General features: G+C 42.1%; 15 protein-coding genes. 5 read left to right on the top strand and 10 right to left on the bottom strand.

The features are described 5' to 3' along the window. Positions 1–6: 6 nt before the first annotated feature. Positions 7–1,413: a hypothetical protein gene (locus ABDD94_RS15335; protein WP_345953001.1), complete on the bottom strand. Its 1,407-nt coding sequence runs from the start codon at positions 1,411–1,413 to the stop codon at positions 7–9. After that, a complete protein-coding gene (locus tag ABDD94_RS15340; protein ID WP_345953002.1) occupies positions 1,406–2,692 on the bottom strand; it encodes a hypothetical protein in 1,287 nt (428 codons plus the stop codon). Before ABDD94_RS15340 ends, ABDD94_RS15335 begins: the two co-directional genes overlap by 8 nt. A gap of 857 nt (positions 2,693–3,549) precedes the next feature. Here ABDD94_RS15340 and ABDD94_RS15345 point away from each other — a divergent pair. Together ABDD94_RS15345 and ABDD94_RS15350 are read left to right on the top strand one after the other, a co-directional pair. Further along, positions 3,550–3,792, top strand: a complete 243-nt coding sequence (locus tag ABDD94_RS15345; protein WP_345953003.1) for a hypothetical protein — start codon at positions 3,550–3,552, stop codon at positions 3,790–3,792. A 465-nt stretch (positions 3,793–4,257) separates the two neighbouring features. Beyond that, positions 4,258–4,710, top strand: coding sequence for a hypothetical protein (locus ABDD94_RS15350; protein ID WP_345953004.1), 453 nt, complete (start codon positions 4,258–4,260; stop codon positions 4,708–4,710). A gap of 563 nt (positions 4,711–5,273) precedes the next feature. Here ABDD94_RS15350 and ABDD94_RS15355 read toward each other — a convergent pair. From ABDD94_RS15355 to ssb, 8 genes are all read right to left on the bottom strand, one after another. Further along, positions 5,274–6,848 (bottom strand): hypothetical protein, encoded by a 1,575-nt coding sequence (locus tag ABDD94_RS15355; protein WP_345953005.1) that lies wholly within the window; start codon positions 6,846–6,848, stop codon positions 5,274–5,276. After that, positions 6,849–7,715 carry a hypothetical protein gene (locus ABDD94_RS15360; RefSeq protein ID WP_345953006.1) on the bottom strand — a complete coding sequence of 289 codons (867 nt, stop codon included), beginning with the start codon at positions 7,713–7,715 and terminating at the stop codon, positions 6,849–6,851. 151 nt (positions 7,716–7,866) lie between these two features. Then, the gene (locus tag ABDD94_RS15365; protein ID WP_345953007.1) at positions 7,867–9,003 is read right to left on the bottom strand and encodes a hypothetical protein; all 1,137 of its coding nucleotides are present in this window, start codon (positions 9,001–9,003) and stop codon (positions 7,867–7,869) included. 5 nt (positions 9,004–9,008) lie between these two features. Further along, on the bottom strand, positions 9,009–9,215 hold the full coding sequence (locus ABDD94_RS15370) for a hypothetical protein (protein ID WP_345953008.1): 207 nt from the start codon (positions 9,213–9,215) through the stop codon (positions 9,009–9,011). 21 nt (positions 9,216–9,236) lie between these two features. After that, positions 9,237–9,503, bottom strand: coding sequence for a PRTRC system protein E (locus ABDD94_RS15375; RefSeq protein WP_345953009.1), 267 nt, complete (start codon positions 9,501–9,503; stop codon positions 9,237–9,239). Then, on the bottom strand, positions 9,487–9,963 hold the full coding sequence (locus tag ABDD94_RS15380; protein WP_345953010.1) for a hypothetical protein: 477 nt from the start codon (positions 9,961–9,963) through the stop codon (positions 9,487–9,489). Before ABDD94_RS15380 ends, ABDD94_RS15375 begins: the two co-directional genes overlap by 17 nt. A gap of 67 nt (positions 9,964–10,030) precedes the next feature. After that, complete coding sequence (locus ABDD94_RS15385; protein WP_345953011.1) at positions 10,031–11,101, bottom strand: DUF932 domain-containing protein; 1,071 nt, start codon at positions 11,099–11,101, stop codon at positions 10,031–10,033. A gap of 54 nt (positions 11,102–11,155) precedes the next feature. Continuing rightward, positions 11,156–11,560, bottom strand: coding sequence for a single-stranded DNA-binding protein (gene ssb, locus ABDD94_RS15390; protein WP_345953012.1), 405 nt, complete (start codon positions 11,558–11,560; stop codon positions 11,156–11,158). A 262-nt stretch (positions 11,561–11,822) separates the two neighbouring features. Here ssb and ABDD94_RS15395 point away from each other — a divergent pair, with 262 nt between their 5' ends. The 3 genes from ABDD94_RS15395 to ABDD94_RS15405 all read left to right on the top strand — a co-directional run bounded on the left by ABDD94_RS15395 (position 11,823) and on the right by ABDD94_RS15405 (position 15,367). Then, on the top strand, positions 11,823–12,146 hold the full coding sequence (locus ABDD94_RS15395) for a hypothetical protein (RefSeq protein ID WP_345953013.1): 324 nt from the start codon (positions 11,823–11,825) through the stop codon (positions 12,144–12,146). 215 nt (positions 12,147–12,361) lie between these two features. After that, on the top strand, positions 12,362–14,950 hold the full coding sequence (locus ABDD94_RS15400; RefSeq protein WP_345953014.1) for a P-loop NTPase fold protein: 2,589 nt from the start codon (positions 12,362–12,364) through the stop codon (positions 14,948–14,950). Positions 14,951–15,127: 177 nt separating this feature from the next. Continuing rightward, complete coding sequence (locus ABDD94_RS15405) at positions 15,128–15,367, top strand: hypothetical protein (RefSeq protein ID WP_345953015.1); 240 nt, start codon at positions 15,128–15,130, stop codon at positions 15,365–15,367. The last annotated feature ends 31 nt before the right edge of the window (positions 15,368–15,398 follow it).

The raw sequence follows: 15,398 nt of genomic DNA on the forward strand, positions 1-15,398 counted from the left end.
AATAGTTCATTTTTGTTGTTTCACTTTATCAGCCAAATTTAACGATGGTGTTGATGATATGCTTTTTACTGCTTCTTCAGGTTCGACCTGTCTTTCTTTGCTGAAAAATGCCGCAACTAACTCTTCATCAATTTCAGCTGCATTTGAGTTTATTCCAAATTCTACAAGATTGTTGGCATTTTGTAAGATTCTCGAAATATTCATTTCAGAGTTATTTGCAATTATCGTTATGCTTTTTGAATTGAATGGATATAAATCGTCACCCTCATAGACACCTTCTCTATATTCATTAAGATACTTCTTCACCAGTTTAATGGCATGCTTATCAGTGATTTTTTCAAAATTTATTATATGCCTAGCCTGTCCGTTACCAGATATTGAAACACGTTGTTCCATACCCGCCAAACTCCACGCTTCTTGGATAAGCCTTGGAACGCCAGCATGTAAAGCAATAATGAAATTGTAAAACCCTATTCTAGAGTTTTGATAGCTGCCATCAAAAAGAACTGTTCTTAATTGTATCGCAAAATCTTTCTTCTGCATAGCACTTTGAAAATCAGGAATTCTTTCAAAATCATCTATTAAGACATAGGACCCGTTAAAACCTGCAGCTATAAAGAAGTTCACCAAGTGAGTAAAAACGAACTCAAGTTTTAACTTCTCATTACGAATTGATTTAAAATAATTTTCAAAATCTTTCTGACTTATAAGTTTAGTTAAAATCGTTAAATCTTTTAGTAACGGAAAATCTGCTGGAAGAGATGATAGATTCGAATTTTCTAAGATTTTTTCTGTTATTTCCCTTTTATAGTAGGGTATATTATTCTTAAACCATTCGTCGTCAGTTAATTTTACAACAATGTCCTCGTCAGAACTAAAGTGCTCTTCAGCATTAAAATCCTGCCAACCTAATTTATCAATTGCTTCATATCTTAATATCGCCAAACATTCGCTAATTATATTGCTTTTTATTAAGGCATTAAAGAAATAGTCAACGAATCTTTCAAAAGTCTTTACGGAACCACCACCATCTGGAGAAAAATAAATTGAAAAACACTTATTGCTGTCGTGTGATAAATCCAAACTATAATCCTTATTAATCAATCTCATTAGGTTTACAAGGAAGCTCGTTTTGCCATTACCACGACCGATATATGATGTATCTGATAAAAAACCCAATCTTAGGTGATCCGGATTACTCTGTGCAACTTCAAGAAAATTGCTTGCCAACTTTTTGTATTCTTCTTCACGAATTGATTCTTCGTAAATAGAACCGTTATATTTTTTTTCTGGCGAGCTTTCGTTAACCGAGGCCATTGTTGGAAATGGATTTTCGCTTAATTGATAGCTACTATATTTATTGGCGTTCTCGACACTAAATGAAGAACTTGCTTTTTTTAATATTTTACTCATTGTTAATTAAATCAATTGCAATAATATTTCTTTGTTTTCCTTCAATTATAATTGGATCTCTTGTGAGGTACATTGCTTTTGTTTCAAAGGGTAACCTGTCTGCTTCAAGCGAAATCTTTATTCTTAGTTTGTTTTTTAGGTTGAGCTGGTATGCGTGCCCCAAAAACTCGGTAAATGTTCTGTAAGACAATTTCAACTTGTAACAAACAATTTCTGCAAGATCAGGTAAGTTTATAAAATAACTCCTATTAGACCGTTTTAAATCGAAATATGAATTATAAATTTCTTGTATAAAGCTTTCTTGAAACGTTGACCATTTTGGCTCGTGAATATATAACTTTTCATCATTGAAATATTTATATATTCTTTTAAAGTCGTTTGAAGCTTCCCCGTTAAAAATTATGGAAACTGGATAAACTATTTTACCGCTGAAGGTAGGATAAAATTCAGTAGTATTTAAAATTCCTATTTGCTTAGCCCTGTAAACCCAAATGTCAAAATAACTAAGACTTACCTTTATATTGTATATTTCTCTCAAGAAATAATTAAGCCAATAGTCACGTATTCGCTTTATTATAACATTGTAGTCCTTCATCATTATTTTTTCAAAATCACTATTGCCTATTAAATTACTTTCTCTTAGTCTTAGTATCAACTTTTCATTCGCACTTTTGAGATCGTATTGAATATTGAGGTGAATGCTGATATCATGCTCTAGCTTTTGAACTAATTTTATAGTGTACTGTATAATGTCACCTGTTTTTGATAGCGAATTTTTTTGAATATGTAATTTTAATGGGGAATAAATCGGAAAAATCAGCATCCCTCCATTGTTAGGATTGATATTATAAAATGACGTAATAAAATAATAAAACCCATTGGATTCACTTTCGATAAGTTTAAACACCTGTTCGTTAAAACTCTCAGAGCCTTTGACCTCATAGGTATTTAAAAGCTTTGTGCCTTTTGTTGTTAGAGTAAATTGATTAGTAACCGTACTTTCAATCAATCCATAAATAGCACACTCTTCGAGCACTTCTTTAAAGGTATATTTATACCTTCCCAACTGCTTATTCGTAAGTTCTTCCGCTGCAATGCCAATTTTCTTATATCTAGATTCACCTAATGATAGATTCTCTTTCAAGGTTTTAAAATGTTCAAATACCGCATTTACATTTTTAAATTTTTCAATGCTTTTTAAAAGGATATAAAAATACTCCAAGAAGTAAAACTTTTTGGTATCGGTTAACCTAGGAGTCATATGACTGAATATATCCATGATAAGTATTTCGAGTAATGCACTAATAGTACAACAAATAATTCAAATTATAAAAGCATTATAGAGGCAATAAGCTAACGAATTCATGTTTTAATATTATTAATCCTCTTATGTATTTGATAGTTAGATTTTAGATGAATCCATACCAATATGGAAACAGGCTTACTTTTAATCCTTTCTACGTTTTTCTTAAGCAAGGCATGTTTTTCGTGTTACAAAAACGCTTCGCCGGTTATATATCAGGAGTGACCACATTTACGCATCACTTTGTTCAGCAATTGGGTAATCTTTCCCTAGTAACAATTAACAGACTATTGATAAATACTGTATTAAATTCAAAGATACTATCAATAATGGGGCAACCTACGTAATCCTGCTGATTCCTAAAGCTTTTGGGTCGTTTCACAGAATCAATATACCAAACCGCGAAAATCAGACCGGCAACCGCAATCTGGCATTGAGTTATGAAACGGATATCTAAAAAGTGGCAGCCTCTCCGGTGACTTCTTAGGATTTCTTCGCTCTTCGCCAAGCGTGGTTGCTTGAATAATCTTTCCTTTTATATAATAATTCTCTACATAGGGCTTCCGATTGCCTTGATCATAATGCTATTTTTCGCTTCTTGTCCGCATGGCAGTAAGGTTGAAATAGGGCTTCCCTGCACTAATGTGATGCTATCATTCAATCTGATCCTTTTTGATCGTATTTGAAAACACCGTATCCAGAATTTGAAAAATTATAGTTAATCTTTTAAGAGAAATGATAACTAAAAAAACGACATGTTAACCGACAACACCCTTATTCGGGCGCATATTATTCAGAAATTTCTCTTATTGTTGAATCATCAAATCTCACAGATGAGCCACATTTTTTCCAGGAACGAGCCAATACAAAAAGAAGACGAAGAAAATATTTTTGATCGGTATTACAGTTACATCGAAGAGCTCAACGCAGATTTGAGTGAAGGTCCCGATAGTGCTCTAATATGCTTAAATAATGCGCTGATTATAGCAGAGCGTAATCTTACTGACCTGATATATGCCTTCGATGTTCCAGACAAAAAAAGACCTACGTCGGACACCTCATTCATGGGTGCCTGACAGCCTGGCACCCTATTTTTGAGACAATCGCTTTTCTGCCGTCGCGTGTTGAATCCCTGGCGTACGCTGTTTGGGGCTTATCGCTTATCCCGGGTCAACAAAAATTGGGAAGCAATTCGCTTCAGTTCTTCGCCGTGTTCATCGGGCCGTCAATTGATTTTGAAGATATTGAACCACATCGACAGTCTTTAGACGAATCTCAGGCTTTCAAGTAGGCCCGAAGGGCAGCTTACGGACAATCTTAGGTCAAATGGGACCTGAACGACGGTTTCGAAAAGATAAAGGCCTTTGCCAAATACAAGCTCTTCTCTATTGAAGGTGATGAGCTTTCGGCCCCTTCGAACATCGACAGTCTAATCGATATCTCCAAACAACCCGATTTATCCTCACTATACCGAACGTTCCGGCGCAAAACAGATGAAGATTTTAAGGAAGCATGGTATGCTTACGATTAAAACACCCGAAATGGAACCATTGGCAGTTCCTTTTCTCGAATTAATTTACACCTTTGCCACAGTGGTTCAAGGCATAGATCCCGAACGAATTGAGATATCTATCTATGACTGGGGCACCGGCTCGAAATGGGCAAGGTTAAAAATTTGGTTCAATTCACTTCTTGCCAAAGAGGAAACTAAAAAAATCCTTGAAAAAGCCAAAATTGCTGCCTATGCAGAACTGTTTGACAAGCGCATCAACGAAGCGGAACTTTCACGTGCAGAGTCAGAAAAGCTAAAGAAGGAGGCGCTGCAGTTGCCAGGAGCCACCCATATTGACGAACATCACCGGCTTGATTTAGAAATGAAGCGATTGGCAGTCGCAGAGAAGGCAATGCAATTGCAGGAAAAAGCACTTGAAATCAAAATGAAAGAACTGGATGCGGTAATAAGATATCGGAGCTCATCAGTAAGAAAGTCCTGAATACCGACAGCACTTTGGAGATTCAAATCAATAATCTTCTGCACTATGACACCGAGGCAAAAAATCCGGATGGTACGCAATTGGACATCATTGATGCAAAGGGTACCTTTCGTCCCCGAAAGTCACCAGAAGAAGGTGCCACAGATGAAAATTCAAAGCGTTCCTTATGATACACAGTAATCACCTGACGTCACTATCAACTTGCGCTTTGAATAGTTAATAAATTAGACTCTACTGCATTTCAAATATCGTGATATAAGCTATAGAGTCTCATTTACGTCTAGACGAGTATAGTATTTGAATATGGAACATGGCGGCTGCTTATAACCTCATAAATGTTAGGAGTCTGGCCCTTTTTCGCCATTGCTGAATGACTAATTGCTAGAATATTTTTAACCAAGCTAAAGCTAACTTATTCTGTCAGCTACAACCCTCATTCTATCCTCATGTACCAACGCCATTTCCTCGTGTCTTAGCGCTTGCCTTCATAACAGATTTGCTCAATAGGAATATAGCATGAATCCTCTCTTGAAGGATAATTGTTTGAAGAGCAGTTCGCTCGCTTAGAGCTTTGAATCTCTAATTTTTTTGACTACGCCCTGGGCCTTGAGATTTGACAACTTCTCGTAGGCAACGCCCACCTTAACCGACCATTCTCCGGACGTGGGTTCCAGAAATCCAGCTACCCTTTTGGCCATGACTTCGACATATTCTATCGATGTCGGTTCACAGAACTGATCATCTTCCATATGGTCGGGGTCACATCTCTCGGTTCCGACATGACGCTGAATATAGGCCGCTAATTGCTTATAGGCATCTTTGTAGTGCAATTTTGCTTTACGTCCCTGATTCAGCATTTCGTAACTTTTGCCAAGCCGGACGGACACCGCACTATATCCAATCAGATGATCATAATCATCAATTGCCTTTCCAGCTGCCCGAAACGAAGATCGCAGATCAGCATAAAGAATTGCGGCATCATTGAAGTTCCGGCTTAAAAACGTACAATCTGCGTAAAGAAGGGCCGCGTACCTTTCTTTGCGCTCTACCGACACCCAAACATGCGGGGAATACTTGATGTAACCGTGTGACGCCTGGTTCAGCTCACGTTTGAATTCATCTGCATGATTCCAATTATCTCCAACCGTAAGCGGGAAATAGTTGTCTATTTCCGCTAAAAAGTTCATTTCATTGAGTGACTGCGTATATAACCGCTGTTCAAACTCCGAACCGGATTCATGTGGAACGGGATACGGCGAATGCGTCTGGAAAAGCACCTGCACCGTTTGTTCCACGGAAAAAGGCAGGTAATTATTAGAGTAATTATATATTGTCCGTAAGGGAGAACCAAAGAAATGATAAGGCTTGATATTGATCAACTTTCCGGCAGAAAGAATGCTTTCCAAAGGTGGCATATGCTTTAACTCGATAGCATACTTTTTCCCTATTTCTTCTTTAAGTTCATTAAAAAAGTTCCTGTTTACGGGAACGCCCAAGGTATGAAGTTCTTTAATTGCGGTCGCTACAGCATATTCATAGATGGTGACAGAACGATGATACAACGCCATCGTGAAGTGCGCGAACGCACTACTTTCCGTCAGCAAATCATCGATTGATAATTTATGTTCCGTGCTCGCATTGATGTGAATCTGAAAAAGCGTGTAGAACCGATCAAACATCTCGGTCTTGGAACGAAGATCATGATATAAATTCGCCAGAGCGTCTGACCTGCCAGCTAACACCTGGATTGCGATACGCTCATTGAAATCATCAGGTAATGGACTGGAGTAAAAGCGGTTCGTTAGAAAATCCAATAATCCGGGATAAATATTCGTTTTCTCATGAAGAAACCCTGCAACAGCAGTTCGGTAAGTGACGGAAAAGCTGGCGTCCATCAACTCAAGTGCTTCTTGTAAAGCTTCCTGCTGAACCGATTCAATTAATAACTTTTCGACAAGTTCCGTTTCGTTTTCGTACTCGATTTGCTTAAACTCCGGCCGGATAGCCCGCAGTTGAGAAAATATATATCCATCCAGCTTCTCCGTGAAGCCGGTGGAACCATCAAACAAATGGAACCCGTCATGCTTTGAAACCAAGGCCCCGTTCACAGAACCGGCCAAATACGCTTTCATGCCCATTTAATATTCCTCAACAATAAACTTGGTTTTAAGTTCTTCATACTGAGCAAGAACCTTTTCATTAAATCCTTTTTTTAAAGATAGCGGAATTTTTATTTTCTCAACAACGGCCTTTACAATATTACCATAAATATACAATTCCATAAAGTCATCATTCGCCCTATTCCCATCGGAATAAAGTATTATTGACGCTGCCTGATCACTGGTTAGCCCGGGAACCACCCTATCTTGGCATTTCACGAGTGCCAACTGGTGTCTGTTCCGCCAGGGAGCCATCGATCCCGGTGGCAAGGGCATTTTGTGATTCCAGCCCTGGGCAACGGCTTCATCAACAAAGACGTAGGAATTTTTCTCTAGAAGGCTCGTTCTGGGTTCAATCGCTTTGGTCTTCAAAATAATCGAAACTTTCCCATAAGAAATTAATCCACTTTCATTTAACGACAAAGCCGCGTAAATGATATCGATATGGGAACCAAATAAGTAACTTTCCACGATGGAACGTTGCAAATCGTTTTCAAAATCTGCCCGTTGCCGCAATCCTTCTATCACAATCCGACGATAACTCTGATAGGAACGGTCTCGATGCATTAACCAATCCCATAGAAAAGGAAAGTCGAGATTAATTACCGCTTTCCCTTTGACCAGTACCTCATTTTCGAGAAAGTCACCCTCTGATGTTAAGCTTCGGTTAGTAAGCGTTTCTTTGGCCTCTTTATACCGTTTTTCAAGCGTAAACACTTCGGTCTTCAGCAGGGCTCGCCTAATGTTAACCGTTTGAGCAAACGGATGACCGCATGCAGCGCAAACGCTTTCCGAAATGTTAGTATTTACATGACAGACAGGACAGGGGAATTCGTAATAAGGCATATAATAAGTGACCGTAAAATAGGGATATAAATCTTGAGCACAAAATATAAATTTATGCTTTATAAGAATCTAATATTGACTACAGAGCGGTGACAGCAACAAAATCGAAACGGAGTTCACTGGCGAGAAACACCAGACACTTTATCCGCACCTAATAACTGTAGCTCAAACTCACCATCTCCAAGTATCGTCTTCGTAACACTTCATGCGTCATCCCTTCCGTATTGGCCAGTTTCACGAAGGATTTTACTATCCCCTCCCGCGTCCGCCAGTCAAAGGAATAAACGAGCGTCTCCTTAATTAAAGTCACTTTAATCGGGATTGGCATGCGCAGTTCATGTGCCCGCTGCAACATCACCATCCTGCAACAGGTGGCATGATACTCCGCGTCGGTCAGTTCACCGGATTGCAGGCGATGCGCCAGTTTCAACAACTGGCAACGGCGTAAATCCAACACCGGCTTGTGCTTCTTTCGCTTGACCTTTCCTTTCTTCACTTTCAAATCCGCTAACAACATGTCTTCGCTGTAATCAGGATACCTTTCCCGTATCTCCGCTAAAGCAAAAAGCTTATTACGGGCAAACACCCGCCTCACGAAATTCTTGCGGGAGCGTTCCTGTGACAGGAATACCTTCCGGTCAATGACGGCCTCGGTGATAACCGCTTTCTCCCCGGGCGGCAAAACGGTATTCTTAAACAGCTCCCGCAGCAGAACCAAAACGGCGGGCCGCTTCTCCCCTTCCTTTTCCTGGTCTAGCATCTCCGAAATTTCATGAGCGGTCAGGCTGTCCCCCCTTGCCACCAGTTCACCTAAGTATGCGCTGACCCCATCACCGCCTGCAACCGGTTTGGCTGCAGCAACCGCTTCTGTATTAACTCCCAGCGGGTACTTCTCCCTGTATCCTGACAACTCGTCCAGAAATGCGGCACCCCTGCCGGGGCTTTCGTGATCCAATTCGGCAGCTTCCTTTTCTTCCGCATACAGCAGCTTGTCCCAATCCTCGTACTGGTAATAACAAAGCCGCGTATCAAAATGATGATACTCGATTTCCCCGCGATTCATGGGGCGGGACAGGAACGGCAGTGTGTGGAACAAACCCATCGGCCTACGGTTGCGGTCGCACCAGACCTCGGCGTGCATGAACACGTAAATGCGGGGCGGATACTTGGTTTGCGGCTTGAAGTAATAAGCCACGCGGCCACCAGTTTTGCGCGGCTGGGCATTCACGCGGTCGAACTCCGCCTGCTCCCGGGCGGTCATGACATAGCCTTCCTTGATCTTGACCATAGCGTTCAGCATTCAGGTTGCCTTTCGGCCAATTTCAACAATTTTTGGTAGAGGTCTTCCCAGTAGGCGTTTTGCCTTTCCTGTAAGGCCAGGTACCGTTTCCCTCTCAGGCGATAATTTCGGTGGTCATCGGCTTGCATCAGGGCAAGGTTTAGATCTTTAACCTCCACGGCCTCGCCGTTCAGGTCATGAACAATGAACTCGTCTTGCATTTCAACTTACTTTGATTCCTCTTACCAGCACAGGCTGGCCGTTTGCTGTACCGGCACAGCGATGGCTTCAAAGAACCCGTTATCCAGTTCCTCGGCCGTACCCTGCAAAATCATGGGCGGTATCAGCCGGGCTGCACCGTCACCGCCGTGGGCGGCGGTGAACAGGACGGATACCGTAAAATTATGCTTGTCGTCGGTCTGAATGGTCAGTTTCCAGTTGCCGGGAGTGTGAGCGGTAGCGATATGATTAAAAAAGTCGGTTTTCATGGTCTTAGTCGGTGAGGTCATTGATTTGTTGTTTGCGCCGAATGAGCATATCCAGTATCTCCTCGCTGCTTTCGTAGGTACAGCCTTCAAAGTGGTAAAGGCCGGTTTCGGGGTCAAGGTCGTAGTGGTCAAAGTCGCTGTTATCCAGATCAGTGATGGTCATGATGCCGTCCTGATAAATTGCTACCCCGTAAACGCTGCTGCTGGTCTCGGCATAATAGTGCCGGAAATCTGCGCCGAAATGCTCCGACACTTTGACGAGGTGGTCGGTATTGGGAACCCATTTTGTAGCGTAATACAGTACGTCCTCTTCCCAGGCGATGTCAAAGAAATAACCATCCTGCTCGCGGATAAAAGGAGGAAGCTGTCCGTCTCCTGTATGTTCGGCAAGGGCTGCCATTTGCAAAAAAAGAGTTTGGATTTTTAAAAGCTGCGCAGGTTCTGCCTGGAACACGACGCTGTTAGAACACCAGTTGGCCATAGCGGTAAATTATTATTCGTTTAAATAAAGGCAGGTTTCAAGGCTTGGCCTGCATGCCCTTAGGCTCTTAATTGAACATTAAAAGGTTATCGCCTAAGTGTTTGGAAAAGTCCATGCACAAATCAAAAGCGGTTTGCGCACGTTGTTTGGCTGTGCCCTCGATAATGGACTTGAACTTGGCGTCCCCGTCCTTGTAGGTGCGGACGTTCTGAAAGTAGCCCGTGATGGCATTGTAGGCACCAAAGACCGTTCCCGCCGTGGTGTCCATTTGCTGTGTCGGGCTGCTTAGGGCATACTCATAAACCCGCTCTACGGAATTGGTGTAGTAACCCGACAATTCTTCGGTCTTGCCTGATGTCAGTTTGTTCAGCGTTTCCTTATTGGGAGCCATCGCCACTTGAATCAGTCTTTTGACCTCGCTGTCGGTAATGCGCACTTTCGCCCAATGGTTAAACACCGCTTCGAGTTCATGTCCTAAGTTGGACGTGACGCCCATGAGCGTGTGCGCCTGTTTCAGGCGGTCGTTCGCCGATGCGGTGTGCCGTATCCTGATGGTTCCTGATAAATTGCGCATCGCTGCATTCAGCGTGTTGTTACAAACTACGCGGATGGGTGTAAAAGCTGCGGTGATGCTGCCCAAACCGTCATGGGAAGTGGTCAGGAACAGGTATTTTTCAATGAAGTCGTCATGACCGACACGGATGTAGCCAGGCAGCTTGGCGGTGATGAATATGCGCTCGCCTTTGCCTAACGCACCGGCGGTCTCGTACAGGATACCATCTCCCCCGCCAACGATGGCATCGAAAAAGGTAAAGGCATCTGTGTTCTGTACGATTTCGTAGTCCTTGCCGACCACGCCTAACACCTGCTCGGTATCCGTGCGGATGGTGGCAAAGTAGTTAGGGACTTCGATTTCAGGAACAAGGAAGTCACGGTCAGGGTCGCCGGTATAGTTCTCCGTATCGTAGGTGAACAGGGGGCGTTTCTCAACCGTATAGTCCAGCCCCGCAAAGCGGATAGCCTCCGCGCTGGTCGGGTATTGTTCGACAATAGTCCCCAGGCCGTGCCATGCCCTTTCTTTGACACTGAAAAAGCTGTATTCGCCTGTGTTTTCGTTTTGATTAAGGTGATGTGCCATGATGTGTTAATTGTTACGGTCGTTTAAAACTGCATGAATAAATAAAAGTGGATGTTAGAAAGGCAGGTCGTCATCCTCGGGCGGTGTACCGCCTGAAGCAGCAGGCATGGACTTTTCTTCTTCGGGTTGCGCTGAAGCGGTGGTTTTAGCAGCCGTACCGCTGTACAGCTTAACGGTATCAACGCTGCAGGTGAGGCTGGCCTGTATCCTGCCCGTTTTGTCCGTCCATGCTTCTGCTTCGATAAGGCCGTTGACTTCCACGATGGCACCTTTAGTAAGGTCGATGGCCAGCCCGGGGTTGACCCAATAGGCACAGCGGATAAAAGAGGTCTTCTCGCGCTTCTCCCCTTCGCGGGTCTTGTAGCGTTTGTTAACGGCTACGGTAAAGGCCGTTACTTTTTTATCATGTTTGACTTGCCTGACTTCAGCGTCTGCGGTTAATCTTCCTGTGAACTGCATAATTTTCGAGGGTTTAAAGAATAAATAATTTGTCCGCTTTCCCTTTCCCATTGACTTTTGCCTGATTATTTTTTAAAAGACAAAAGGGAAAAAAGAAAGCAATGAGAATTGCCGGGGAGAGAAGCAAGGAAAAAACGGAATAAGTGCCGGAGGCTGAAGACGGGAGGAACGAGCGGCTGAATTATGCCGGATTTTTACTTGCCGTCCCAACGCTGATTACCGGCAAGACATTAGCTGCCCTTTTTACCCGTTGGCTTAAAAAATGTTCAACCAAACAATTTCTGCCATCCGGCTACGCAAAAAATGCCGGAATGGAAGCCTGCGCAGGTATACCCGGGAAAGCGGCGCGGCGCGCGGTATGCCGCAGCAGGTGGAAATGATGGCTTTTTTAAACGTCCAGCCGGCAGGCTTGCAGCGGAGCGAAAGTGTGCCGGCTTTAATGCAAAGCATCAGCGATAGCCGCGGCATCCTTTTCAAAGAAAAGATACAGCAGATAGCGCGGCCCGAAGGGGATGCCGGAAGGTTGCCCCATGTATTTTTTCTGAATGGTAATTCGGAGCGTCTTGCATCTCGACCTTTCAATTGATACCCAGATACAGCTCTTGCGCCTAGAGCTTCGAGACACCTAAGAATAGTAGATACCGCCATTGCGTTCTGAGTATGTACGGTTCCTTCCAATTGCGCGATTGTAAAAATTAATCGCGGCTATGGGTTGTTGAATTACTAATTATTCACTTAGTTGCGTATGATAACTTTGAAAGATTGTCCAACTTAACTCCCGCTAGTTAAAGCCTGATTCCGATGAATAGATTATTTGCAAGCAACAAAGAAAACTGGCTTCTGAAATTACGTCGTTTTATAACGCACAGATATTTGATAACTTTTGGATTTCCGGTGCTAATACTTCTTTTAATCCACGGCTTATTAGAGTCATTCTTCAGTACTGTCTTGGTAGTCCCCATCTTATCCAACATCAGCACATCGCTCTCCAATGATTGTATTTTCGCGCTGTTGGCGCTTTATATTTTTATACTGTTCCTTTCCAGAGTAAAAGACTTCGTTCCTTCCACCAGTGCTTTACTTTTACAATTCCTACTCGCTGCAGCTTACCTGTACTACCGCTTTCAGCCAGGGAAACCTTGGTACTTCTACTCTTTTGATACGATAAAGCCACTGTATTACGCTGACTTACTTCTTGAACTGTTGGTGTTCAACAGTATAATCTTGCTGATATATTTAAATAAAAAAAAAGAAATCAAAGGTGGCGGAGGCTTCTTCGACGACACCTCTCTTGGGCAGACCAAGCCGGATAAATTGAATTACGAAGCTTATGTGAGGAATATTGTGAACCGGATTGAGGTCACCTCATCTGAAACTGCAATCGCTATTGGGATCAATGGTAAATGGGGCAGCGGCAAAACGTCCTTTTTTGATTTGATGAAAAGGTCGATGTCAAAACAGCAGATCATATCGGTAAACTTTGATCCCTGGAATTCACTATCACCTAATGCCATCATCAAGGACTTTTTTGATACAGTACAATCAGCGATACGTCCATTTCATTCGCAATTACCTCGGCTGCTTAACAACTATACAGACAAACTCATTAATCTTCATGACGAAGGATGGGGAAAAGCGATCAGCGAATTCAAGGCGCTTGTCGTCTCCGAGCCATCACTCAATTCTTTATATGAAGAAATCAATAAAGCAATAAAGGCCATCGATAAAAAAATTGTCGTTTACATTGATGATCTGGACCGGTTGGACAATGATGAAATTGCTGAAGTGATCCGTTTGATCCGAAACACAGCAAACTTCAGCAATACTTTCTTTATAGTTGCCTATGATCGCAATTACGTGATTGCCGCACTTAAAGCGAAAAATGCATTCAACCATTCTAATTTTCTTGAAAAGATCTTTCAGATGGAAATTAACTTGCCCTTTTTTGATGAAAAGGTTATCCGTCAAAGCCTTGCGGAACAATTAAAAACCTTTTACGATCCAGCCTATCATAAAGAGATTGAAGCGGAAATCGTTGGTACTCCAAGCGCCTCACCCTATTACTTCAAGGGCTGGATAGAAACATTACGCGACGTCAGCAGGCTAAGTAACGGCCTTACATTGAATCTAAATGATCTCTTAAAAGAAGTCGTTTTTTCTGAATTCATACGCCTTGAGATTTTACGTCTAAAATTCCCGTCGGTTCATGAATCACTTTATCAAAAAACTGACCTCTTCTTTGACCAGGTCGACACAAATACCTCTAAAGGTTATATACTGAAATCCATAAATGATGACCGCGGGAAAAAACATCAACTGACCAAAGAATCATCTGAATTCGAATTGTACCTCCGTACGAATGCAAGCCGTTTAGGAATCGAGCAGGAGGAAATTTTTAAGGTGGTCGAATATGTTGACGATCTATTTGGCGAAAGCAAATTAACAGCAAGATTCCGAAGCCACCTTTCTGTGGTCTATCCCAGTCGTTTCAGACTGTACTTTGCTTACAGCCTTATTGATGGAGCTTTGTCCGAAGCAGAATTTACCAAAGCCCGTAGCGCCGGCGCTGACAGTCTGATCCAACAAATTGATAAGTGGAGGGATAGTGGATCAAGTTATGATGTTTACCGAAGGTTTCTACAGATCAAGACGTTTGACGACCGAAAAGATTTTGAAACTATCGTCGAGGGCATTCTATATTTTGCGCGTCAGCCCAGTAATGGAGGACAATATGGATTCGATCATAAGCCATTGGCAGCAATCTTAAGTGATCACGAAAACCGGAACTCGAAAAGATTTTATAACGGAGACCACGAAACTTATGTCAATTATGTAAGAACCCTGTTTGATCGTGCACGTTCACCTTATACGTTTGATATCAATTTTTTAGAGCATCTAAATAAAGAATTTAATGATTCGTTCCCCATTGGAAAACAAGAGCGTCTCGGAATATGTCTTCATTACCTTGAAAAATACGCTAATTCAATAAAGTCATGGGACAATAATATGTGGGATCTATTTCATTCATGTTCTTATAAGGAATGGACATCAACCGGTGGAAACGCTCACAAAAGCGAAACAATTTATCCGGATGAATGTAAAAAAATCATGGTTTCAGCAGTCCGCCAGCATTTAACCAGCTTTATGGAAGCCATTATTGTTTTTGCTCCGTTTTCCAAAACCCACATGTATATAAGTGAAGTTGTTGAAACAATTTTTGGAAGTTACGATGCTTTCGGTGATTTCCTTGATTCTATGGATGACACTTTTTATAACCATCTAAGAGAGTTTAAGAAATTTTTCAAGATTTTAAGAGATAGCGATTTCAAAAACGCTGTACCCTATCATTTTGAATCGCTGCACCCCAAACCACGAGGACATTTTGATTAGTTAAATCAAGTTATCGTTAGTAAGCTGCTAATAGAGGTTTAAGTTTAGTCTCCATGGATTATGCAAGGCGGAAATTGCAACAGTCTCCATATAAAAAAGGATTATTGATTTTAAGAATTTACGATACGTCATCAGGTATATACGTTGTAATTAAACACCAAAACCTTATATTTGTATATGGCAAAACAAAGATTCGTACCTATTTTCGAGCGTTCCTTGGCTGAACAACAAGAATTGGTATTACCTCAAATAGCCAGGATCCAGCAGGAAAATCTTAACCGCGGGTTGTATAATAGTTACCGGGATAAGGAGTTTGATTCAAAGGATATAGTTGTTCGCATTTATGCAAACCGCAGGGAGGTCGTGCAGATCGATGCTGCTTCAGGCCAAACTAAAACCGTGAAAGTCATTCGTTAATGCCGGCTCCCCAGCTGTACGTTTTTGCGGG

This window comes from Mucilaginibacter sp. PAMB04168 (assembly GCF_039634365.2).
Classification (GTDB): domain Bacteria; phylum Bacteroidota; class Bacteroidia; order Sphingobacteriales; family Sphingobacteriaceae; genus Mucilaginibacter.

What these genes read in the sequence shown, in the direction of transcription:
- ABDD94_RS15335 (WP_345953001.1), bottom strand. Translation starts at nt 1,413, where the DNA reads ATGAGTAAAATATTAAAAAAAGCAAGTTCTTCATTTAGTGTCGAGAAC.
- ABDD94_RS15340 (WP_345953002.1), bottom strand. Translation starts at nt 2,692, where the DNA reads ATGGATATATTCAGTCATATGACTCCTAGGTTAACCGATACCAAAAAG.
- ABDD94_RS15345 (WP_345953003.1), top strand. Translation starts at nt 3,550, where the DNA reads ATGAGCCACATTTTTTCCAGGAACGAGCCAATACAAAAAGAAGACGAA.
- ABDD94_RS15350 (WP_345953004.1), top strand. Translation starts at nt 4,258, where the DNA reads ATGGAACCATTGGCAGTTCCTTTTCTCGAATTAATTTACACCTTTGCC.
- ABDD94_RS15355 (WP_345953005.1), bottom strand. Translation starts at nt 6,848, where the DNA reads ATGGGCATGAAAGCGTATTTGGCCGGTTCTGTGAACGGGGCCTTGGTT.
- ABDD94_RS15360 (WP_345953006.1), bottom strand. Translation starts at nt 7,715, where the DNA reads ATGCCTTATTACGAATTCCCCTGTCCTGTCTGTCATGTAAATACTAAC.
- ABDD94_RS15365 (WP_345953007.1), bottom strand. Translation starts at nt 9,003, where the DNA reads ATGGTCAAGATCAAGGAAGGCTATGTCATGACCGCCCGGGAGCAGGCG.
- ABDD94_RS15370 (WP_345953008.1), bottom strand. Translation starts at nt 9,215, where the DNA reads ATGCAAGACGAGTTCATTGTTCATGACCTGAACGGCGAGGCCGTGGAG.
- ABDD94_RS15375 (WP_345953009.1), bottom strand. Translation starts at nt 9,503, where the DNA reads ATGACCTCACCGACTAAGACCATGAAAACCGACTTTTTTAATCATATC.
- ABDD94_RS15380 (WP_345953010.1), bottom strand. Translation starts at nt 9,963, where the DNA reads ATGGCCAACTGGTGTTCTAACAGCGTCGTGTTCCAGGCAGAACCTGCG.
- ABDD94_RS15385 (WP_345953011.1), bottom strand. Translation starts at nt 11,101, where the DNA reads ATGGCACATCACCTTAATCAAAACGAAAACACAGGCGAATACAGCTTT.
- ssb (WP_345953012.1), bottom strand. Translation starts at nt 11,560, where the DNA reads ATGCAGTTCACAGGAAGATTAACCGCAGACGCTGAAGTCAGGCAAGTC.
- ABDD94_RS15395 (WP_345953013.1), top strand. Translation starts at nt 11,823, where the DNA reads ATGTTCAACCAAACAATTTCTGCCATCCGGCTACGCAAAAAATGCCGG.
- ABDD94_RS15400 (WP_345953014.1), top strand. Translation starts at nt 12,362, where the DNA reads ATGAATAGATTATTTGCAAGCAACAAAGAAAACTGGCTTCTGAAATTA.
- ABDD94_RS15405 (WP_345953015.1), top strand. Translation starts at nt 15,128, where the DNA reads ATGGCAAAACAAAGATTCGTACCTATTTTCGAGCGTTCCTTGGCTGAA.